At 67.2% G+C, this 22,032-nt stretch carries 16 protein-coding genes; 13 read left to right on the forward strand and 3 right to left on the reverse strand.

Features of this window, described 5'->3' with window-relative positions; all coding sequences use genetic code 11:
- Positions 1-378: 378 nt before the first annotated feature.
- Positions 379-1,568 (forward strand): IS3 family transposase gene (locus LG306_RS07285; protein WP_404413560.1). Its coding sequence is split into 2 segments (ribosomal slippage): positions 379-631 and positions 631-1,568, totalling 1,191 coding nucleotides; the frame shifts between segments, so codons are not numbered across the junction.
- Here LG306_RS07285 and LG306_RS07290 read toward each other — a convergent pair.
- On the reverse strand, positions 1,538-2,104 hold the full coding sequence (locus LG306_RS07290; protein WP_404419368.1) for a class I SAM-dependent methyltransferase: 567 nt from the start codon (positions 2,102-2,104) through the stop codon (positions 1,538-1,540). The genes LG306_RS07285 and LG306_RS07290 overlap by 31 nt on opposite strands.
- A 123-nt stretch (positions 2,105-2,227) precedes the next feature.
- Between LG306_RS07290 and LG306_RS07295 the strand changes: the two genes are divergently transcribed.
- From LG306_RS07295 to pyk, 5 genes are all read left to right on the forward strand, one after another.
- Entirely contained in the window at positions 2,228-4,261 is a 2,034-nt protein-coding gene (locus LG306_RS07295; protein ID WP_404419370.1) for a TonB-dependent receptor, read from the forward strand.
- Between the two features lie 163 nt (positions 4,262-4,424).
- Positions 4,425-5,633, forward strand: coding sequence for an LL-diaminopimelate aminotransferase (locus LG306_RS07300; protein ID WP_404419372.1), 1,209 nt, complete (start codon positions 4,425-4,427; stop codon positions 5,631-5,633).
- A 2-nt stretch (positions 5,634-5,635) separates the two neighbouring features.
- The gene (locus tag LG306_RS07305; protein WP_404419374.1) at positions 5,636-6,580 is read left to right on the forward strand and encodes a DUF808 domain-containing protein; all 945 of its coding nucleotides are present in this window, start codon (positions 5,636-5,638) and stop codon (positions 6,578-6,580) included.
- 72 nt (positions 6,581-6,652) lie between these two features.
- Entirely contained in the window at positions 6,653-8,356 is a 1,704-nt protein-coding gene (locus LG306_RS07310) for an alkaline phosphatase family protein (protein ID WP_404419376.1), read from the forward strand.
- Positions 8,357-8,492: 136 nt separating this feature from the next.
- Positions 8,493-9,938, forward strand: coding sequence for a pyruvate kinase (gene pyk / locus LG306_RS07315; RefSeq protein ID WP_045810132.1), 1,446 nt, complete (start codon positions 8,493-8,495; stop codon positions 9,936-9,938).
- On the opposite strand, the gene LG306_RS07320 is transcribed toward pyk, so the two are convergent.
- Complete coding sequence (locus LG306_RS07320; protein ID WP_404419378.1) at positions 9,935-10,972, reverse strand: oxidoreductase; 1,038 nt, start codon at positions 10,970-10,972, stop codon at positions 9,935-9,937. The genes pyk and LG306_RS07320 overlap by 4 nt on opposite strands.
- A 7-nt stretch (positions 10,973-10,979) precedes the next feature.
- Complete coding sequence (locus LG306_RS07325; protein ID WP_404419380.1) at positions 10,980-12,416, reverse strand: short-chain fatty acyl-CoA regulator family protein; 1,437 nt, start codon at positions 12,414-12,416, stop codon at positions 10,980-10,982.
- A 131-nt stretch (positions 12,417-12,547) separates the two neighbouring features.
- Between LG306_RS07325 and LG306_RS07330 the strand changes: the two genes are divergently transcribed.
- From LG306_RS07330 to LG306_RS07360, 7 genes are all read left to right on the forward strand, one after another.
- A complete protein-coding gene (locus LG306_RS07330; protein WP_404419382.1) occupies positions 12,548-14,083 on the forward strand; it encodes an acyl-CoA carboxylase subunit beta in 1,536 nt (511 codons plus the stop codon).
- Positions 14,080-14,955, forward strand: a complete 876-nt coding sequence (locus LG306_RS07335) for a putative phage abortive infection protein (protein ID WP_404419384.1) — start codon at positions 14,080-14,082, stop codon at positions 14,953-14,955. Before LG306_RS07330 ends, LG306_RS07335 begins: the two co-directional genes overlap by 4 nt.
- A gap of 2 nt (positions 14,956-14,957) precedes the next feature.
- A complete protein-coding gene (locus LG306_RS07340; RefSeq protein ID WP_404419386.1) occupies positions 14,958-16,937 on the forward strand; it encodes an acetyl-CoA carboxylase biotin carboxylase subunit in 1,980 nt (659 codons plus the stop codon).
- A 151-nt stretch (positions 16,938-17,088) separates the two neighbouring features.
- Positions 17,089-18,468 carry a methylmalonyl-CoA mutase family protein gene (locus LG306_RS07345; RefSeq protein ID WP_404419388.1) on the forward strand — a complete coding sequence of 460 codons (1,380 nt, stop codon included), beginning with the start codon at positions 17,089-17,091 and terminating at the stop codon, positions 18,466-18,468.
- Positions 18,465-20,624, forward strand: coding sequence for a methylmalonyl-CoA mutase (scpA, locus tag LG306_RS07350; protein WP_404419390.1), 2,160 nt, complete (start codon positions 18,465-18,467; stop codon positions 20,622-20,624). Before LG306_RS07345 ends, scpA begins: the two co-directional genes overlap by 4 nt.
- Positions 20,621-21,043 (forward strand): methylmalonyl-CoA epimerase, encoded by a 423-nt coding sequence (mce, locus tag LG306_RS07355; protein ID WP_404419392.1) that lies wholly within the window; start codon positions 20,621-20,623, stop codon positions 21,041-21,043. Before scpA ends, mce begins: the two co-directional genes overlap by 4 nt.
- 52 nt (positions 21,044-21,095) lie before the next feature.
- Positions 21,096-22,010: a DUF4232 domain-containing protein gene (locus LG306_RS07360; RefSeq protein WP_404419394.1), complete on the forward strand. Its 915-nt coding sequence runs from the start codon at positions 21,096-21,098 to the stop codon at positions 22,008-22,010.
- Positions 22,011-22,032: the final 22 nt, after the last annotated feature.

Raw genomic sequence — 22,032 nt, forward strand, 5'->3', positions numbered from 1 at the left:
TAAACTTACCCCGCTCTTCCAACGGCGTGACCACGACGGTTCCAATCAACTTGCGCACCAAGTCCCGTGCTTCAGTCGCTGCCTCGCTGTCGCTGCGAGCCAAGGCGCGCTCCAGCGAGTCCACGACGGTCCGGTAATGCTCGGCCACGCGAGGATGCAGGGCGACGACCGACGCCGCCGGTGCTTGGGCCAGCTCTGATTCAATCTGGCTTCGCCGCGCTTCCAACGCGTCCAGACGATCCTTGACTGCAGCGCCCGTAAGGACGCCATCGGCGATCTGGTCGACCAAGCGTTCGGCGCGGCGCTTCACCTCTTGACGTGACCCCCTTAAACTCCTCCAGGAATAGCTAGAGTCCGCCCCTCGAAAGGACGGACAGAATGAAGCGATCACGGTTCACGGAAGAGCAGATCATCGGGATCCTGCGCGAGCAGGAGGCCGGCGTTCCGGTGGCGGACCTGTGCAGGAAGCACGGGCTGAGCTCACCGACCTTCTACAAGTGGAAGGCCAAGTATGGCGGCATGGACGTGTCAGAGGCCCGGCGTCTGAAGGCGCTGGAAGAGGAGAACGCCAAGCTGAAGCGGATGCTGGTGGACTCGATGCTGGACAGCGTCGCGCTGAAGGATCTGCTGGGAAAAAAGTGGTGACGCCCGCTGCGCATCGAGAGGCGGCGGCGCACCTGCAGTCGGCCTACGCGATGAGCGAACGGCGGGCCTGCCGGGTGTTGGGCGTGGATCGGACGAGCGTGCGCTATCAGGCGACGCGACCGGACGACGGCGTCCTGCGGGATCGGCTGAAGGCCCTGGCCCAGGAGCGACGGCGGTTCGGCTATCGCCGCCTGCACGTGATGCTTCGGCGCGAGGGGCATGCGGTCAACAAGAAGCGCGTCCAGCGGATCTATCGCGAGGAGAAGCTGACGGTGCGCCGGCGCGGCGGGCGCAAACGCGCCATAGGCACGCGGCGTCCGCTGGAGATTCCCCTGGTCGCGAACCAGCGCTGGTCGCTGGACTTCGTCTCCGACCAGATGACGGACGGGCGGCGCTTCCGCATCCTGACGGTGATCGACAACTGCACGCGCGAGTGCCTCGGGCTCGTCGCCGACACCTCGCTGTCAGGGCGACGGGTGGCGCGCGAGTTGGACGCCATCATCCTGCGGCGGGGACGCCCGGATACGATCATCAGCGACAACGGCACGGAATATACGTCCAACGCCATCCTGGCCTGGGCCGACGACGCCGGCGTGAGCTGGCATTACATCGCGCCGGGCAAGCCTCAGCAGAACGGCTTCAACGAGAGCTTCAATGGTCGGCTGCGCGACGAGCTGCTGAATGAGACGCTGTTCCGATCGCTGCCGCACGCCCGGGCTGTCCTCGAAACCTGGCGGCGCGACTACAACGAAACCCGGCCTCACTCGAAGCTGGGATGGTTGACGCCGAAGGCCTACGCACAGGCGCTCACCGGACAGAGCGGCCGGTCTGCTGCGCTGGTTGATGGCTGCTCAGACCGGCCTATTGCCAACCCCGCCAACCCCAGTTCAGATCAACCAAGGACTCTCGTTATGGCTGGATGAGAAACGGGGGTCACGTCAAGGGGCGCGGCCTGGAAGTCGGCGTCAGTCAATCCGGCGGCGACGGGATCGGCGATCTTGTCGGTGTTCCAGCCCAGCAGAAGGCGGCCGCCCGGGCGTAGGATGGCCGCCAGAGCCTTCAAGGCACACTGCTGTTGGTCGGGACTGTCGACGCCGTAACCCAGCACGCCGTTGCAGACGACGGCGTCGAAGGTCAGGTCCGAAAACAGCCGATCCGCCTCGCAAACGTCGCCGGTGCGATGACGCCCCTCGCGGCCCCAGCGTGCGGCCGCCGGATCGATGTCTGTGGTCCAGACCTCGCCGCCCTGGGCCTCCAGCAAGGCGTAGTCGTCCAGAGTATATTCGCGGCAACCGACCCACAGGATGCGCCCGCCGTCGGCCGCCAACGCCGGAACATAGCAGTCGGCCATCACCCGTCGATCGGGCAGGGCGCGGATTCGCGCCGCCTTGGCTGACCGTCGCCTGCGGTCGGCGTCCTTGCCGAAGATCAGACCCCTGACGAGCGTTCCCAGACCCACGTGCTTCCCCTTGGACTGTTCGATACGGTTGTTATCGAGGGGGCGGCGATCTGTCTTGCGCTTTTCCGGGCGTTTCGGGTCGCCGGGCTTTGATCTGGCGAAACGACCGCTTACTGACGGCGCATGATCCAGGACGTTCCTCCCCCCGTCACGCCCACCGCCCTGCCCGAGATCGTCGTCACCGCCGCGCGTCTGCCGCCGGCGGCGGCTGACGCCGCGTTTTCCGTGGTGCGGATCGACGAGGCGGTGCTGTCTCGGTCGTCGCGTCTGGATGAGGCGCTACGGTCCGTGCCGGCGGTGTCGCTGTTTCGACGCACCAGCAGCGCGGCGGCCAATCCGACGACGCAAGGGATTTCGTTGAGGGCCATCGCGCCGTCGGGGGCGGGACGGACGCTGGTGCTGCTGGACGGCGTGCCGCTGAACGATCCGTTCGGGGGCTGGGTCATCTGGTCCCAGGCGACGCCGGAATCTCTGGAGAGCCTGGATGTGATCCGGGGCGCGGGCTCGGGCCCCTATGGCGCGGGCGCGCTGACGGGCACGATCACCCTGCGTGAGCGCGGGAAAGGCGGCGCGCTCGATGTGTCCGCGTCCGAGCGGGGCGGGTTGCGGGCGGCGGGCTCCGCCTCCACCCGACTGGGACCTTTGGCGGTGACGCTGAGCGGCTTGCGCGAAGTCAGCGACGGCTATGTGCCGGTGCGCGGGCCGGCGGCAGGCGCGGCGGACACGCCGCTGGATCTCGACAGCCGAAGTGCAGCGCTGCGGGTCGATACGGCCTTGGGGCAGGCGAACCTGTCGGTTAGGACGGCGACTTGGGAGGAGGATCGCGGATCGGGTCTGGCCGGAACGCGCGCCAACGCCAGCGGGCACAGCCTGAGCGCCACGGCGGCGCAGGCCCCGACGGCCGACGGCTATGGCTGGCGGCTGCAGGCGTGGCGGATCGACAGCAATCTGGCCAACAGTTCGGCCTCGGTGTCGGCCGATCGATCGACCACGACGCCGGCCAACGATCAGTTTAAAACGCCCGCGACGGGATGGGGGCTGAATGCGGCGCTGCGCCGTCGAATGACGGAGTTCGCGGGCGGACGGCTGGAGTGGGAGCTGGGCGCCGATGCGCGCTTCAACGACGGCGAAACCAACGAACTGTTCAGCAATCCAACGGGCGCCGGCTTCACCCGTATTCGGCGTGCGGGCGGGGAGACGGCGGTGGCCGGGGCCTACGTCGATGCGTCCTGGAGCGCGGCCGACTGGCTGGTGGCCGGCGGACTGCGGGTGGATCGGTGGGAGAATACGGGAGGATTCCGTCAGGAGAACACGCTGGCGACCGGCGCCGTCCTGCTGAACGAAGGCGACGCGGATCGGTCGGGCGAGGTGGTCAGCGCGCGTCTGGCCCTGCGGCGTGATCTGGGCGGCGGTTATGCGGCGCGGGCGGCGGCCTATTCCGGATTCCGGCCCGCCACGTTGAACGAACTGCATCGGCCATTCCGCGTCGGCAATGACATCACCGAGGCCAACGCCGCCCTGACGCCGGAGACGCTGAGGGGTGTGGAGACGGGCTTGGCGTTCGACCGCGACGGCAAACGCTGGGGCGCATCGGTGTTCTGGAACCAGATCGAGGACGCCATCGTCAATGTGACGCTCGGGTCCGGGCCGGCGACCTTCCCGCGCGCCGGGTTCGTGCCGGCGGGCGGGGTGCTGCGCCAGCGTCAGAACGCCGGGACCATCGACGCCTGGGGCGTGGAGCTGACGGGGGCGCTGGACCTGTCGTCAGCCGTGTCGCTGAACGCCGCTGCGTCCTGGACCGACGCCGAGATCGACGGCGGATCGTCCGCCGCGCAGCTGACCGGCTTGCGCCCCGCACAGGCGCCGGAGTGGAGCGCCACGGCCGGGCTGGATTGGCGCGCGACCGATCGACTGACCCTGGCCCTGGCGGCACGTTATGAATCGAGCCGGTTCGACGACGACCTGAACAGCCGGGTGCTGGACGCCGCCGTGACGCTGGATGCGCGAGGGGAGTGGGCCTTCACGCCGAACGCGACCCTTTGGATGGCGGCGGACAATCTGTTCGACGACGATGTCGAGGTGTCGGAAACGGGCACGGGCGTCGCCGGATACGGCCCGCCGCGAACGCTCAGCGTCGGTTTGCGGTTGAGCTATTGAGGGCGCTGACCGGCAGCCTTTTCGACCAAGTTTTTGCGCGACGCACAGATTTCGTCCGCCTGACGGGTGAAAATGACCTTCAACGCTGTTGCGCGAGGCCGCTGGCGCGCTAAGCGCTAAAGGCGGTCGATCCACGGCCGCAGATCCCAACGACGAGCCTGTCATGTCCGAAGAATTCTACCGCATGAAGCGGTTGCCGCCCTATGTCATCGCCGAGACCAATGCGATGCGCGCGGCGGCCCGTGCGGCAGGCGAGGACGTGATCGACCTGGGGATGGGCAACCCCGACCTGCCGCCGCCGCAGCATGTGATCGACAAGCTGATCGAGGTGGCCAGGAAGCCCGACGCCCACGGCTATTCGCAGTCCAAGGGCATCCCAGGGCTGCGCCGCGCCCAAGCCAGCTATTACGGTCGCCGCTTCGGCGTCGATGTGGATCCCGAGACCGAGGTGATCGTCACCATGGGCTCTAAGGAGGGCCTGGCCAGCCTGGCCACCGCCATCACCGAGCCGGGCGACGTGATCCTGGCGCCCAATCCGTCCTATCCGATCCACACCTTCGGTTTCATTATCGCCGGGGCTGCGATCCGCAGCGTGCCGACTACGCCGGACGAGAAGTATTTCGAGGCGCTGGAGCGGGCCATGGCCTTCACCGTGCCGCGGCCCAAGATCCTGGTCATGAACTATCCGTCGAACCCGACGGCGGAGACGGTCGATCTGGCCTTCTACGAACGCGTCGTGGACTTCGCCAAGGCGAACGATCTGTGGATCATCAGCGATCTGGCCTATTCGGAACTCTATTACGACGGCAAGCCGACGGTCTCGATCCTGCAGGTTCCGGGCGCAAAGGACGTGGCGATCGAGTTCACCTCCCTGTCCAAGACCTACAGCATGGCCGGTTGGCGCATGGGGTTTGCGGTCGGCAACAAGAAGCTGATCGCGGCGATGACGCGGGTGAAATCCTACCTCGACTACGGCGCCTTCACGCCGATCCAGGCGGCGGCGTGCGCCGCGCTGAACGGGCCGCAGGACATCGTCGAGCAGAACCGCAAACTCTATCACCGCCGGCGCGATGTGCTGGTCGAGAGTTTCGGCCGCGCGGGCTGGGACATTCCCAAGCCGGCCGCTTCCATGTTCGCCTGGGCGCCCTTGCCGCCGGCGCTGAAGCATTTGGGCAGTCTGGAGTTTTCCAAGCAGTTGCTGACCCACGCCAAGGTCGCGGTGGCGGCGGGCGTGGGCTATGGCGAGAACGGCGAGGGCTTCGTGCGCATCGCCATGGTCGAGAACGAACAGCGCATCCGCCAGGCCGCGCGCAACATCAAATCCTATCTGAAATCGCAGGGCGTCAATGTGCCGCCCAGCCGGGAAGACTGACTATGCCGTCTGGACTGATCGCGCTGCTGGACGACGTCGCCGGCATCGCAAAGCTGGCGGCCGCGTCGCTGGATGACGTGGGCGCGGCGGCCGGCAAGGCCTCGACCAAGGCCGCCGGGGTGGTGGTGGACGATGCGGCGGTGACGCCGCGCTATGTCATGGGCCTGTCGCCCAGCCGCGAACTGCCGATCATCGGCAAGATCGCCTTGGGGTCGTTTCGCAACAAGCTGATCTTCATCCTGCCGGCGGCCCTGCTGCTCAGCGCCTTCGCGCCCTGGGCCATCACGCCGATCCTGATGTGCGGCGGCACCTATCTGTGTTTCGAGGGGGCGGAAAAGCTGCTGGAGGCGATGGGGCACGGCGGGCATGGTGATGCGGAGCCGATCGCTGGGGATGCGGCGGCGCTGGAGAAGACGACGGTGTCGGGGGCGGTACGCACCGATTTGATCCTGTCGGCCGAGATCATGGCCATCGCCCTGGCCGATGTGGCGGCGCAGCCGATCCTGACCCAGGCCGCCGTGCTGACTGTGGTCGGCATCGCCATGACCGTCGTCGTCTATGGCGCGGTCGGATTGATCGTGAAGATGGACGACATCGGCTTGCATCTGGCTCAGCGTCCCAATGGCGGGGTGCGCGCACTGGGGCGGGGTCTGGTCAAGGGCATGCCGATGGTGATGAGCGCCCTGTCGGCGATCGGCACGGCGGCCATGCTGTGGGTCGGCGGCGGCATTCTGCTGCACGGTTCCCATACGCTGGGGCTGCACTGGCCGGCCGTGCCGGTCGAGCATCTGTCGCATGCCGTCGGCGAAGTGTTCGGGCCGCTGGCGGGCGTGATGAGCTGGCTGACGACGGCGGTGGCCTCGGCCGTGATCGGGCTGATCGTCGGCGGGGTGGTGGTGCTGGTGCTGCATCAGGTCTCGCGCCTGCGGTCCAAGGAATCGCACTAGGAGCGAGCCACACTGTCACGCGGGCGCCATCCGCAACGGCTAGAGGCCGCACGGCTGTTGTTGGAGTTGTTCATGTCCCTGTCGCGTCACGTCGCCGCCGCGTGTCTGGCCGCCTTGTCGATCGCGGGCGCCGCCTGTGCGGGCGCGCCGGTCGCCCAGCCGCCGGTTCAGGGGGGCGCGCCTCAGGCGGCGGCTGCGGCCCTGACGCCGCCCAAACTGATCGTGACCATCGTGGTCGATCAGTTCAGCGCCAACCTCTTCAACCAGTATCGCAGCCGCTACAGCGGCGGCCTGCGCCGGTTGGCTGACCAGGGGCTGGTGTCGATCAACGGCTATCAGACCCACGGTCTGACCGAAACCTGCCCGGGCCACTCCACCGTTCTGACCGGCATGCATCCGGCCGAGACGGGCATTCCCGCCAACGACTGGATCGACGCCAAGACCGGCAAGGAGGTCTATTGCCTGGCCGCGCCGCAGAACCATCTGGCGCACGGGCGCGACGACACCGACAACGGACCGGTGGGCCCGGATCAGCTGCGCGCGACGACGCTGGGCGACTGGCTGCAGGCCGTCAGTCCGGACAGCAAGGTCATGGCGGTGTCGGGCAAGGATCGCGGGGCGATCAATCTGGCCGGTCATCAGGGGCAGGCCTTCTGGTTCACCGACGGGTTTGGACTGACCACCTATGTCGAGCCGGGTCAGACGGCCGAGGCGAAGCTGGCGCCGGTCGCGGCGTTCAACAGCGACTTCAACGCCTGGACGGCGGCGACGCCGGTGGCTTGGGATTATCAGAACGCGGACTGCCGGGCGCTGGCGGGCGACTGGACCATTCGCGGCCAGACCTTCCATTCGGTGCTGCCGCCGGCGGGGCTGAAGTTCGACACCTCGCCATTGCTGGACGAGCAGACGCTGAAGGCGGCGGAATATCTGCTGGACAGCCAGAAGCTGGGGCAGGGGGCGGCGACCGACATGCTGGGCGTCAGCCTGTCGGCCACCGACCGGATCGGCCATATGTACGGCACCCAGGGGCCGGAGATGTGCGAGCAGATGCACCGGCTGGACGCGGCGCTGGGCGCCTTCCTGGACAAGCTGGCCCAGGTTCCGGGCGGGGCGTTGGTGGTTCTGACGGCTGATCACGGCGGTTCGGACTTCGTCGAGCGGCTGCATGAGCATGGCTATCCGCAGGCGCACCGCGCCGACACCGATGCGATCAAGGGCGTCAACGCCGCGCTGAGGGCGCGTTTCAACCTGAACGCCGATCCGCTGCAGTCCGGTGGAAGCGGCTGGATGGTCGCCGATGCGGACCACAAGTCGCTGCCCGATCCGTTGCGGACACAGGTGGCGGAGGCGGCGGTCGAGATGCTGCGCGCCCTGCCCGACGTGGCCTTCGCCGAGACGCGCGACCGGCTGCTGGCTGAGCCCCTGCCCGACAGCCGTCAGCCCGAGATGATGACGGTGCGCGAGCGTATGCGGTTGTCGACCGTCGCGGAGCGATCGCCCGACATCCAGTTCGCCTGGACCCAGAACACCACCTCGGGCGGCCGCGTGGGCTCGACCCTGGCCGGACACGGCACGCCGTGGGAATATGACCGCCGCGTGCCGATCATCTTCTGGTGGCCGGGCGCCAAGGCCGAGGAGCGGTTCCTGCCGATCCGGACCGTCGATATCGCCCCGACCCTCGCCCATGTGATCGGCGTCGCCGCGCCGCAAGTCGAGGGCCGATGCATCGATCTGAACGGGTTTGCCGTGGCGGCTTGCGGGGCGGCGGCCAGATAAACTCCTGTTTCCAGCCGTCAACTCATGTTTCCTGAGGGGAAGGCGGCCTTACGCAGCGCGGGTTTCGTTGGCAGAAGAGGGCGAAATCGCCCAGGCGGCCCCGTTTTGCCGTCCGAGAGAGCCAACAGGAAACGTCATGAACCGAGCCCGTCGCGCGCGCATCGTCGCCACCCTGGGACCCGCCAGCCGTGCGCCCAGCACCGTCAAGGCGCTGGCCCAGGCGGGGGTGGACGTCTTTCGCCTGAACTTCAGCCACGGGTCGCATGAGGATCACGCCGCCGCATTGAAGGCGGTGCGCGGCGCCGAAATGGCGTTGCAGCGTCCGCTGGGCGTGTTGGCCGACCTTCAAGGACCGAAGCTGCGTTTGGGCCGGTTCAAGGACGTCGAGATCGCGGTCAAGCCGGGCCACACCATGCGTTTCGACCTGGACCCGACGCCCGGCGATGAGACGCGGGTGCAGATGCCGCATCCCGAAATCTTCAAGGCGCTGCGTAAGGGCATGCTGCTGCTTCTGGACGACGGGCGGGTGCGTCTGCGTGTGGGCGAGCGGACCGATGAGTGGGCGGATGTGACGGTCGAGAGCGGCTCGAAGCTGTCGGACCGCAAGGGCGTGGCGGTGCCGGAGGCGGTGATCCCGGTCTCGGCCCTGACGCCCAAGGACCGCGAGGACCTGGCCTTCGCCCTGCGGATGGGCGTGGACTGGGTGGCGCTCAGCTTCGTTCAGAAGCCCGAGGACATGGCCGAGCTGAAGAGGATCGTGAATGGGCAGGCGGCCTGCCTCGCCAAGATCGAGAAGCCGGCGGCCCTGGCCGATCTCGAAGCCATCCTCGACTATTGCGACGGGGTGATGGTGGCGCGCGGCGATCTGGGCGTCGAGCTGGATCCCGAAGATGTGCCGGTGGCGCAGAAGCAGATCGTGCGCGCGGCCCGCAATCGCGGCGTGCCTGTGATCGTGGCCACCCAGATGCTGGAATCCATGACCAGCGCCCCGGCCCCGACCCGCGCCGAGGCGACCGATGTGGCCAATGCGGTCTATGAGGGCGCGGATGCCCTGATGCTGTCGGCCGAGACGGCGTCGGGCGACTATCCGCTGGAATCCGTCGGCATCATGAGCCGGATCATCGAGCGGGTCGAACGCGATCCGATGTGGCCCAGCCTGATGGGCGCCGAACACGCCGGCATGGACGAGCATGATGTGGACGCCTTGGTCGGGGCGGCGCGGATGGCGGCGAATGCGCCCTCGACCGGCTGTCTGGTGGTGTTCACGACCCTGGGCGGCACCGCGCGGCGGATGGCGCGCGAGCGGCCGCTGAAGCCGATCCTGGTGCTGACGCCCAATCCCAACACCGCGCGCCGGCTGGCCCTGGTCTGGGGGCTGGAGCCGCGTCTGGGCGAGCAGCCGGACTCGCTGGAGGCCGTGACGGACGACGCCGTCAACAGCGCGGTGAAGTATGGTCTGGCCGAGCCGGGCCAACGCATCCTGATCTTGGCGGGCACGCCGTTTGGGGCGCCGGGCGCGGCCAATCTGCTGCGACTGGCTCACGCGCCTGCAGCGACGTCGAAGGGCCGCAAGAAGAGCTAGAGAGCGATCTCGCGCCGCTCCGCCGCGCTGCGCAGGCCGGCGTCGAGGATGCGCATGACGGTCAGGGCCTGGTCGGCGGGGACGGGCGGCGGACCTTTGCCGACGATCGCCTCGCGCATGGCGGCGTAGAAGGCGGGATAGTCGCCGCGCTCCGGATCCGGCGTGGTGCGGACTGTTTCGCCGTCGATCTGTTTCGTCAGCATGCCGGGCGAAGGATCAAGGCCCCAGTCCGGATCGCCGAGACGCAGGCCGGCCTTGGACTGCCCCTCCTGGGCGTCGAGGCCGTGTTTGATGAAGCTGCCGCCCGTGCCGTGGACGGCGTAGCGGAGACTGGCCTCGGCGGCGAGATGGCTCATGTTCAGGATGACGCGCAGCCGGTCATAGCGCAGCAGCACGTGGGCGTAGTCGATGGCCGTGGCGCCGACCCGTTGGGCCTGGAGATCGGCATAGACAGCCAGCGGCGGGCCGAACAGCTGCACCGCCTGGTCGATCAGGTGTGGGCCCAGGTCAGCCCAGACGCCGCCGTCACGTCTGTCCTTCCAGCGGTCGGTGACGGTCGGACGAAAGCGGTCGTAGTGGCTTTCGAACACGGCGACGTCGCCCAGTTCGCCCTGGTCGATCAGGCGGTGCAGGGTCAGGAAGTCGGCGTCCCAACGGCGGTTCTGAAAGACGCTGAAAACGCCGGGCGATGACGCTGCGACGGCGGCGACGGCTTCGGCGTCAGCCAGGGTCGCCGCGAAGGGCTTGTCCACCACCACCGACTTGCCGGCCCTCAGCGCGGCGATCGACTGTTCGGTGTGCAGGGCGTCGGGGGTGGCGACGACGATCAGGCCGATGTCGTCGCGGGCGAGGGCGGCGTCCAGATCGGGCAGGACCTCGACCTCGGGCAGGTCGGCGTGGACCGCTTCGGGGCGGGACGAGACGACGGCGGTCAGGCGCAGGCCGGGCGTCGCCTTGATCAGGGGGGCGTGGAAGGTCTGGCCCGCCAGGCCGTAGCCGACGACGGCGACGCCGATGGGTGTATTGGAGGTCATGCCCCGATCAATAGCGGTCGGGGCGCGGGCCATCCAGCACATAGGGCACCACGCCGCGCTCGTTCTCGGGGACGTGCAGGGTCCGGTCCAGGGGCGGGAAGGCGCGCTGGGTGCAGTCGGTGCGCTCGCAGATGCGGCAGCTGACGCCGATCCGGGCGGCGGGGCCGTTCAGATCGAGGCCGGCGGCATAGACCAAGGCGCCCGCATGTTCAACCTCGCACCCTAGGGACAGGGCGTAGCGGCGGTCGTTGGCCAGGTAGGAGCCGCTGGGCTTGGACACGCTGCGGGCGATGGAGATGTAGCGCGAGCCGTCCGGCATCTCGGCCAGCTGCACCCCGATCCGGTCCGGCGCCGCGAAGGCTTCGTGGACGTTCCACAGCGGGCAGGCGCCGCCGAAGCGGGCGAACTGGAAGCGGGTTGCGCTGTGGCGCTTGGTGATGTTGCCGGCCATGTCCACGCGGGCGAAATAGAAGGGCACGCCGCGCCAGCCGGGCCGTTGCAGGGTGGAAAGCCGGTGGCAGACCTGCTCGAAACTGACCTGGAACCGCGTCCGCAGCCGGTCGATGTCGTGCTTCTCCTCGCGCGCGGCCTCCAGGAAGGCCCGATAGGGCAAGAGCAACGCGCCCGCCGCATAGTTGGCCAGACCGACCCGGGCCACGTCGCGTGCGGCGTCCGTGCGGAAAGCGGCCTGATCCAGTTCGGCCTCGATCAGGTCGCGGAAGGACAGCAGGGCCAGCTGGTGCGCCAGCTGGAACGACCGCGTCGCGCCGGGCTGCCAGGCGTCCAGCGTCAGGACGCGGCTGGCGGGGTCGTAGCGACGCAGGGCCTCCTGACCGGCGACATAGGCGACGCGAACGCCGTGCGCCTGGCTCAGCGCAGCCTCCAGCGCCCGCTCGATCTGGCCGTCCTGAACCAGGGTCGCCGCCAGCGCCTCGGCCGCGGTGTCCAGCGCGTCGACGTAGTTGTCGCGATAGTGGAAGAAGTCGCGCACCTCTTCGTAGGGCAAGAGGGCGACACTGGCGCCGTGTTCGTCCCGACCCAAGGTGTCGTCCAGCGCCTTCACCCGTTCGTCCAGGCGGCGGAAGGTCTGGTGCAGGGCCAGAAACTGACGGGCCAGGCGCGGGGTGTTGGCGACAGCCTGTTTCAGCTCTGCGGCCGTGGGCGGTTCGGCCTCACCCATCATCGGGCCCGCAATGTCGGTGGTGGCCTCGCGCAAATCGGCGATCAGGCGGGCGTCGCCTTCCAGATCGAACAGACTGGCGTCCACATGAAAGGCGCGGGTCAGGGCGATCAGGACGCGCGCGGTCGCCGGGCGCTGGTTGGTCTCGATCTGCGACAGATAGGACGGCGACAGGCCTAGCCGCTCGGCGCAGGCCTCCAGCGTCCAGCCGCGCGCCTCGCGCAGCTTGCGCAGCTTGGCGCCCAGGAAAAGCTTCTCAGCCATTCGCAACTTTGCAGATCATATCGCCATCCTTTGCAAGCCCGCGCAGTTCCACACTTTTTGCAAAGTTGCGTTTGCCTATTTGCGATGAAGGCGCCACCCCTCTCTCAACGAACAAGAGGCGAAGATCCATCATGAGCCAAGCCATCCTTGAAGAACTGGAGCGCCGCCGCGCCGCCGCCAAATTGGGCGGTGGAGAAAAGCGTATCGCCGCCCAGCACGCCAAGGGCAAGCTGACCGCGCGCGAACGCATCGACGTGCTGCTGGACGAAGGCTCCTTCGAGGAGACCGACATGTTCGTCGAGCACCGCAGCCACGACTTCGGCATGCAGGACCAGCGCATCCCCGGCGACGGGGTGGTGACGGGTCGCGGCACCATCGGCGGACGGCTGGTCTATGTCTTCTCCAAGGACTTCACCGTCTTCGGCGGCAGCCTGTCGGGCGCCCATGCGGCCAAGATCGTCAAGCTGCAGAAGATGGCCCTGACCGCCGGGGCGCCGATCATCGGCCTGTTCGACGCCGGCGGCGCGCGGATCCAGGAGGGAGTCGAGAGCCTGGCCGGTTACGCCGATATCTTCCTGCAGAATACGCTTGCCAGCGGCGTCATTCCCCAGATCAGCGTGATCATGGGGCCGTGCGCGGGCGGCGACGTCTATTCGCCCGCCATCACCGACTTCATCTTCATGGTGAAGGACACCTCCTACATGTACGTGACCGGCCCCGACGTGGTGAAGACCGTCACCAATGAGGTGGTCAGCCACGAGGACCTGGGCGGCGCCCGCGTCCACGCCGGCAAGTCGGGCGTGGCGGACGGGGCGTTCGAGAACGACCTGGAAGCCTTGTCGGAGGTGCGCCGCCTGATCGGCTTCCTGCCCCTGTCGAACCGCGAAAAGCCGCCGGTGCGCGAGAGCTATGACGAGCCCGAGCGGGACGAGCCGTCGCTGGATACCCTGATCCCGGCCAATCCGAACCAGCCCTATGACATGAAGGAGCTGATCCTGAAGGTGGTCGACGAGGCCGACTTCTTCGAGATCGGGGCCGACTTCGCCAAGAACATCATCTGCGGCTTCGGCCGGCTGGACGGTCAAACGGTCGGCATCGTCGCCAACCAGCCCCAGGTGCTGGCGGGCGTGCTGGACATCGATTCAAGCCGCAAGGCCGCGCGGTTCGTGCGCTTCTGCGACGCCTTCGACATTCCGCTGGTGACCCTGGTGGACGTGCCGGGCTTCATGCCGGGGACCAAGCAGGAATATGGCGCCCTGATCAAACACGGGGCCAAGCTGCTGTTCGCCTATGCCGAGGCGACGGTGCCGAAACTGACCCTGATCACGCGCAAGGCCTATGGCGGCGCCTATGACGTGATGAGCTCCAAACACCTGCGCGGCGACGTCAACTACGCCTGGCCCACCGCAGAGATCGCGGTCATGGGCGCCAAGGGGGCGGTCGAGATCATCTTCCGCAAGGAGGCCGGCGATCCGGCGGCCCTGGCGGCGCGCGAGGCCGAGTACAAGGACCGGTTCGCCAATCCCTTCGTGGCGGCGGGCCTGGGCTACATCGACGACGTCATCATGCCGCATGGGACGCGACGGCGGCTGGTGAAGGCGCTGCGGACGCTGAAGAACAAGGTCCAGGAGAACCCCTGGAAAAAGCACGACAATATTCCGCTATGACTTGGAGCATTCCGGCTCTAGGCCGAAAATTTGGCCTACGTCTCAACAGCTTGCACGCTTTCGTCGCCTGTCTGCTGCTTTTCGGTGTGGCTTGGCTCGCGCTAATTACTGGTTCTGCTGCCCATGTGACATGGCTCGATTGGAAATTGGATTACTCGCAATCGGGAGTTTTTGGAGACTCATTCGGCGGGTTCAGCGCCATCATGGCTGCGTCCGCTGCCTATTTCACATTTTGCGCATTTCGCTCGCAACGCCGGTCAACACGTCGGCTTGAGGTGGCTGAGCGGCGGAGGCTGAAGGCTGAGCGCGACCGGGATGCTGAGCAAACACTTTTTCGTCTAATGGATTTGCGAAATGATGTGATCCAGCAGATTTCAATCGACATTGGGCTTAGTGGATATTCCGGCCTTGCTGCGCTGTCCAAGATTAGCGACGTGCTATCAAAAAAACTTGCCGCAAAACCTGGAGAGGCGGACAAGATATATGCCAAGCACTACGAAAAGTGGAGAGACGAGTTAGGTCATTATTTTCGACTAACTTATCATATAGTTAGATTTGCAGACGTAAACTTTGATCCGTGGAAGGCGTATCAATATATAAGGCTTCTACGAGCTCAGCTCTCTAATTCTGAGCAAATCTTGATCGCGCTCACGTGCGCTTATGGTGAAGGCCGGTCAACGTTTAAGGGTTGGGTAGAGAACTACGCTCTTCTTCACAACATACATCCATCAGATCGAACGGCACTTCTCCTAGATTTGCTCTTTGAGCCGTCAGCATTTGATCGCGTCGGCGCAATCGAGCCTTCGGGAGAATTTGACCATCTCGCCTCAGCCTTTGGGCTTGCGACGCCAGACACTTCTGTCAGGAACTGACCATGTTCTCCAAAATCCTCATCGCCAACCGGGGCGAGATCGCGGTTCGGATCATCAAGACCTGCCGCAAGATGGGCATCAAGACGGTGCAGGTCTATTCGGAGGCCGACGCCGGGTCGCTGGCGGTCGAGATGGCCGACGAGGCGGTGCTGATCGGGCCGGCGCCGGCGGCGCAGTCCTATCTGCTGGCGGACAAGATCGTCGAGGCGGTGCGCCAGACGGGGGCGCAGGCCGTGCATCCGGGCTTTGGCTTCCTGAGCGAGAACGCCGGGTTCGCGCGGCGGCTGAGGGACGAGGGGATCGCCTTCATCGGCCCGAACCCCGAGGCCATCGAGGCCATGGGCGACAAGATCAGCTCCAAGAAGCTGGCGGCCGAGGCGGGGGTCTCGACCGTGCCGGGCCATATGGGGCTGATCGAGACGCCGGAGGAGGCGGTCAAGATCGCCAACGAGATCGGCTATCCGATCATGATCAAGGCCTCGGCCGGCGGCGGCGGCAAGGGCATCCGCGTGGCCCATTCGGACGCCGACATGGCCGAGGGATTTGCGGCGGTGAAGGCTGAGGCGCTGAACGCCTTTGGCGACGACCGGGTCTTTCTCGAGAAGTTCATCATCGATCCGCGCCATATCGAGATCCAGGTGCTGGGCGACAAGCACGGCCATGTGGTCCACCTGTTCGAGCGCGAATGTTCGATCCAGCGCCGCAACCAGAAGGTCATCGAGGAGGCGCCGAGCCCCTTGCTGGACGAGGCCACCCGCGCCGCCATGGGGGCGCAGGCCGTCGCCCTGGCCCAGGCGGTGAACTATGACTCGGCCGGTACGGTCGAGTTCGTGGCCGGTCAGGACAAGAGCTTCTACTTCCTGGAGATGAACACCCGTCTGCAGGTCGAGCATCCGGTGACGGAGCTGATCACGGGCGTCGATCTGGTCGAGCAGATGATTCGTTCTGCCTGGGGCGAAACACTGGCCTTCGAACAGAAGGACCTGAAGATCGACGGCTGGGCCATCGAGAGCCGCATCTACGCCGAGGACCCCTATCGCGGCTTCCTGCCCTCGATCGGGCGGCTGGTCCGCTACGAGCAGCCGGAGGAGGGCGAGCAGGACGGCTATGTGGTCCGAAACGATTCCGGCGTCCGCGAGGGCGACGAGATCAGCATGTTCTACGACCCCATGATCGCCAAACTGTGCGCCTGGGGCGAGACGCGCGAGGCGGCGGTCGAGGGCATGGCTCGCGCGCTGGAGGACACACACCTGTCGGGCCTGGGCCACAATGTGCCCTTCCTGGCGGCGGTGATGGATCAGGACCGGTTCAAGTCGGGCAATCTGTCGACCAGCTACATCAAGGACGAGTTCCCGGACGGCTTCCACGGCCTGAAGCCGACGCAGGAACAGGAGCGCATCCTGATCGCCTCGGCCCTGGCCATGCACGAGGTCATCGCCGAACAGGACGGCGATCCATCGGACCGCACCGACTGGATCGTGATGATCGACAAGACGCCGCACGGCGTCGGCCTGTCCTATGACGAGGACGAGGAGATGATCCTGACCTTGACGGGCGGGGGCGACATCCGACTGTCGGACATCGACTGGCGGCCGGGCCTGGCCCAGTTCAAGGCCGATCTGGACGGCGAGCCCTTCACCGCCGAGGTGAAGCGCGTCGCCGACGGCTTCGACATCCGCCACCGCGCGGCCAGGGCGCGGGTGCGGGTGCTGCGGCCCCACGTCGCCGAACTGTATGCGCGCCTGCCGGAGAAGGTCGCGGCGGACACCTCCAAGATGGTGCTGTCGCCGATGCCCGGTCTGGTGGTCTCGATCCCGGTGGTCGTGGGCCAGGAGGTCAAGACCGGCGAGACGGTGGCCATCATCGAGGCCATGAAGATGCAGAACATCCTGAAGGCCGAGCGCGACGGAGTGGTGAAGGCTGTCGGCGCTAAGGACGGCGATCCGGTGGCGGCGGACGACGTGCTGGTGGAGTTCGGGTGATGAAGAACCCCTCCGTCTCTCCGCTTCGCTCCGAGCCACCTCCCCATTGCATGCGGAGGAGAAGACAGCCTGTCTCCTCCCCGCTTGCGGGGAGGGGGACCGCGAAGCGGTGGAGGGGGTCTTCACGACGCGCGGGTGGGGAGGCGCGCGCATGAGCTTCCCCACACCTACCCCCGTCGAATGGCGGGAAGCCGCCCAGAAGGCGCTGAAGGATCGACCGATCGAGTCGCTGATTCATCTCGACGCCGACCAACTGGTGACGCGACCGCTGTACGCGGGCGCGACGGGCGTGCAGCCGATCTTCGCCCCGCGTCCGTCCGACTCCGAAGGCCGGGCCTGGGATCTGCGGACGCTGGTGGAGGGCGACGATGCCGATGCGGTCAACGCCGCCGTCCTGACCGATCTGGAGAACGGCGCGGCGTCGGTGGTGCTGAAGGGGCGTGTGCTGGCGGATTCCGCGCCGCTCGGCCGGGCGCTGGAAGGCGTGGCGCTGGAGTTGGCGCCCGTCGCGCTGGACGCCGGGATCGACGGGCCGGATGCGGCCAATGCCCTGGCGGTCGTCGCCAAGGGCTCGCCGCGCGCCAAGCTGCGGTTTCATATGGACCCGGTCTCGGCCTTCGCCGAGGCGGGCGGGTCGCCGCGTTCTGTGGAAGAGCATCTGAGCCTGGCGGCCAATACGGCGGCGCGTCATGCGGGCGCCTATCCCGACGCGACCTTCTTCCTGGCCAGCGGGCGCGTGGCGCACGAGGCGGGCGGATCGGCGGCGCAGGAGCTGGCCTTTGCGGCGTCCAGCGTCGTGGCCCATGCGAAGGCGGCGGTGGAGGCAGGGATGTCGGTCGAGGCGGGTTTGCGCGGCACCGTCGTCGGCCTGTCGGTCGATGCGGAATATTTCGACAGCCTGGCCAAGGTTCGGGCCATGCGGTTGATCTGGGCCAGCCTGGCGAAGGCGTTCGACGTGGACGTTCCGGCTGTGATCGAGGCGCGCTCGTCGCGGCGGATGCTGTCGGCGCGCGATCCCTGGCCCAATCTGCTGCGGCTGACGGCGGCGGGCTTCGCCGGCGCGGTCGGAGGGGCGGACGTGGTTGTGCTGGACGGCTTCACCCGCGCTTCCGGGACGTCGGACGCCTTCGCCCGGCGACAGGCGCGCAACACTCAACTGGTTCTGATGGAAGAGGCCAATCTGGGTCGGGTCGACGATCCGGCCGCCGGCTCCTGGTATTTGGACGCCCGGACGCGGGACCTGGCGGAGGCCGGCTGGGCCGAATTCCAGATGATCGAGGCCGAAGGCGGTTTGGTCGAGGCCCTGAAGGGCTCGGTCATCCAGCCGCGTATCGCCCGCGCCCGCGCGGTCCGCGAGGCGGCGCTTAAGAACGGCGCGGCCCAGATCATCGGGGTGACCAAATATGTGGACGCGGACGTGCGGCCGGCGCTGGTCGAGGCGGGCGATGAGGCGGCCGTGTTGGTCGAACGGGTGTGCGAGCCCCTGGCTCCGATCCGGTTCGCCGCGGCGTTCGAGGAGACGGCTCAATGAGTTTCCCCGACTTTAGCAAGATCGCCCTGAACCTCGATGCGACGGGGCGGGGGCCGACGCGCGATCCTTGGCTGACGCCCGAGGGGCTGACGGTCGAGACCGCCTATGGTCCCGACAGCACGGACGCGCTGGATCACCCGCACGGCCTGCCGGGATTCGCGCCGTTCGTTCGTGGTCCGTATCCGACCATGTATGCGGGCAATCCCTGGACGATCCGGCAATACGCCGGCTTCTCGACCGCTGAGGAATCCAACGCCTTCTATCGCCGCAACCTGGCGGCGGGTCAGAAGGGGCTGAGCATCGCCTTCGACCTGGCGACGCACCGCGGCTATGACAGCGACCACCCGCGGGTGAAGGGCGACGTCGGCATGGCGGGCGTCGCCATCGACAGCATCTATGACATGCGCACCCTGTTCGACGGGATTCCGCTGGACCAGATGTCGGTGTCGATGACGATGAACGGGGCGGTGCTGCCGATCCTGGCCCTTTATGTCGTCGCGGCGGAAGAGCAGGGCGTGCCGCACGCCAAGCTGACTGGGACCATTCAGAACGACATTCTGAAGGAGTTCATGGTCCGCAACACCTACATCTATCCGCCCGAACCCTCGATGCGGATCATCGCGGACATCTTCGCCTGGACGGCGCAGGAGACGCCGAAGTTCAACTCCATCTCGATCAGCGGCTATCACATGCAGGAGGCGGGAGCCTCGGCGGATATCGAGCTGGCCTATACGCTGGCGGACGGGATCGAATATCTGCGGGCGGGCGTCGCGGCGGGCATGCCGATCGACCGGTTCGCGCCGCGCCTGAGCTTCTTCTGGGCCATCGGCATGAACTACTTCATGGAGGTGGCCAAGATGCGCGCCGGCCGCCTGCTGTGGGCCGAGGCGGTCAGGAAAGAGGGCGGGGTCGATCCGAAGTCGCTGAGCCTGCGCGCCCACTGCCAGACTTCGGGCTGGTCGCTGGCGGCGCAGGACGTGTTCAACAATGTGCCGCGCACCATGGTCGAGGCCATGGCGGCGGCGGGCGGCCAGACGCAGAGCCTGCACACCAATGCGCTGGACGAGGCCTTGGCGCTTCCCACCGACTTCTCCGCCCGGATCGCGCGCAATACGCAGATCCTGTTGCAGCAGGAGACGGGGCTGACGCGGGTGATCGATCCGTGGGGCGGCAGCTATTATGTCGAGCGGCTGACGCACGAACTGGCGGAACGGGCGCGCGCCCATATGGCCGAGGTCGAGGCCCTGGGCGGCATGGCAAAGGCCATCGAGGCGGGGATCCCCAAGCTGCGGATCGAGGAATCCGCCGCCAAGACCCAGGCGCGGATCGACACCGGCCAGCAGACGGTGGTCGGGGTGAACAAATATCTGAATCCCGTCGTCGACGACATTCCGATGCTGAAGGTCGACAATGCGGCGGTGCTGGCCGCCCAGATCGACAAGCTGAAACGCCTGCGCGCCGAGCGGGATCAGGCGGCGACCGATGCGGCGCTGAACGCCCTGACCGAGGGGGCGCGCGGGAACGCCAACCTGCTTGAACTGGCGGTTCAGGCCGCCCGCGCCAAGGCGACGGTGGGCGAAATCTCCGACGCGCTGGAGGCCGCCTTCGGCCGCCACGTCGCGACGGTCCAGACCGTGTCGGGCGTATACGCCAAGGAGGCCGGCAAGGACGTCCGCTTCGCCCGCGCCCGCGAGATGGTCGCGACCTTCGTCGAAAACGACGGCGGGCCGCCGCGCATCCTGATCGCCAAACTGGGACAGGACGGGCACGACCGGGGCCAGAAGGTCGTCGCGACCGGATACGGCGATCTGGGCTTCGACGTCACGGCCGGCAGCCTGTTCCAGACGCCGGCCGAGGCGGCCAAGGATGCGGTGGAAAAGGGCGTTCACGCGGTCGGCGCATCATCGCTCGCGGCCGGGCATCTGACGCTGGTGCCCGAGCTGAAGTCCGAGTTGGAGAAACTGGGCCGGCCCGACATCGTTATCGTGGTCGGCGGGGTGATCCCGCCGTCCGACGTCCAGCCCCTGCTCGATATGGGCGCGGCCGCCGTCTATCCGCCCGGTTCGGCCATCGCTGATACGGCGGTGGACCTGATCGAGAAGCTGAACCAGCGTCTGGGTTACGCCCAGCCGACCCCTGATAAGGACAAGTCATGATCGGCGCCCTGAACCACGTCGGCGTCGCGACGCCATCCATCGCCGACTCGATCAAACTGTATCGCGATATCCTCGGCGCGACGAAGATCGGCGAGCCGTTCGACCTGCCGGCGCAAGGCGTGAAGGTCTGTTTTGTGGATACGCCGACGGCCCAGATCGAGCTGATCGAACCCTATGACGAGACCAGCCCCATCGTCGGCTTCCTGGCCAAGAATCCCAAGGGCGGCCAGCACCACATCTGTTTCGAGGTCGCCGACATCCACGCCGCCGTCGCCGAGATGCGGGCCAAGGGCGTGACAATCCTGGGCACGGGCGAGCCGCGCATCGGGGCGCACGGGACGCCGGTCGTCTTCCTGCATCCGCGTGACATGGGCGGCGTGCTGATCGAGCTGATGGAGACGCCGAAAGCGGGGCATTAAGCGGAGCCTTTGGTCAGGTTGGGCCGTTGAAGGCGAAACCAGAGGACATGACATGATGTCGCACCGCCTGACCGCCTTCGTCGCCATCGCCGCCCTGACCGGCGCTGCAGCCTGCTCTCGCACAGAGCCGGAACAGCCCGCCGCCCCGGTCGAACCGTCGGCCGCGCCTGCATCCAATGCGCCCTCGGTCGGCTATGCCTGCGAAAGCGGCGCGACGCTTCAGGTCCAGTATGTCGACAGCGACAACGCCAGGCTGACCCATCAGAACCAGACCTATGCCTTGCGTTCGGTGCAGGCCGCCAGCGGCGCGCGCTATGTCGGCGGCGGGGTGGAATGGTGGACGGCGACGCGCGATGGGCAGGAGAGCGGCACGCTGAGTCGACTGGGGCCGGACGGCACGACCGGTGTCGCGGTGCTGGAGCGCTGCTCGCGGCCGATCCCCGGGGCGGATGCGACGCCCGGACCGCTGCCGACGCCGGGTCAGACGCCGACCGAGGCGACCGGCGGGGTTTTGCCGGCTGCGCTGCCCTGCAAGGGGCCGCAACTGACGCTGGCGGCCGGCGACGGCGATGCAGGTGCCGGAAACCGGGTCAGCAACTTCAGTCTTCAGAATATCGGAACCCAGGCCTGCAGCCTGACCGGCTATCCGACAGTGACCTTGCAGGACGCGCGCGGGCGCACCCTGTCGTCTGTCCGCGCCGAACAGAGCCCGGGAAGCTATTTCCGCCAAGGTCAGGCCCCGACGCCGGTCGAGCTGGCGCCCCGGGCCAAGGCCTATTTCGAAATGGCCTGGAGCGTCGTGCCAAATGAAGCCATGCAAAAGACGTGTCCCGACGCGGCTGCGATAAAGGTCACGGCGCCCAGCGATACCGCAGCCGTAAGCCTGCCGTTCTCGTTCAGCCCCTGCGGCGGCCGCATTCGCGTCAGTCCGATCCGGGCCGAGGCCAACCCGGCGCCGGCGACCTGAGGCGGGTGGAAACCGTTCGAAA

This window comes from Brevundimonas vesicularis (assembly GCF_044807075.1).
Taxonomy (GTDB): Bacteria; Pseudomonadota; Alphaproteobacteria; order Caulobacterales; family Caulobacteraceae; genus Brevundimonas; species Brevundimonas vesicularis_G.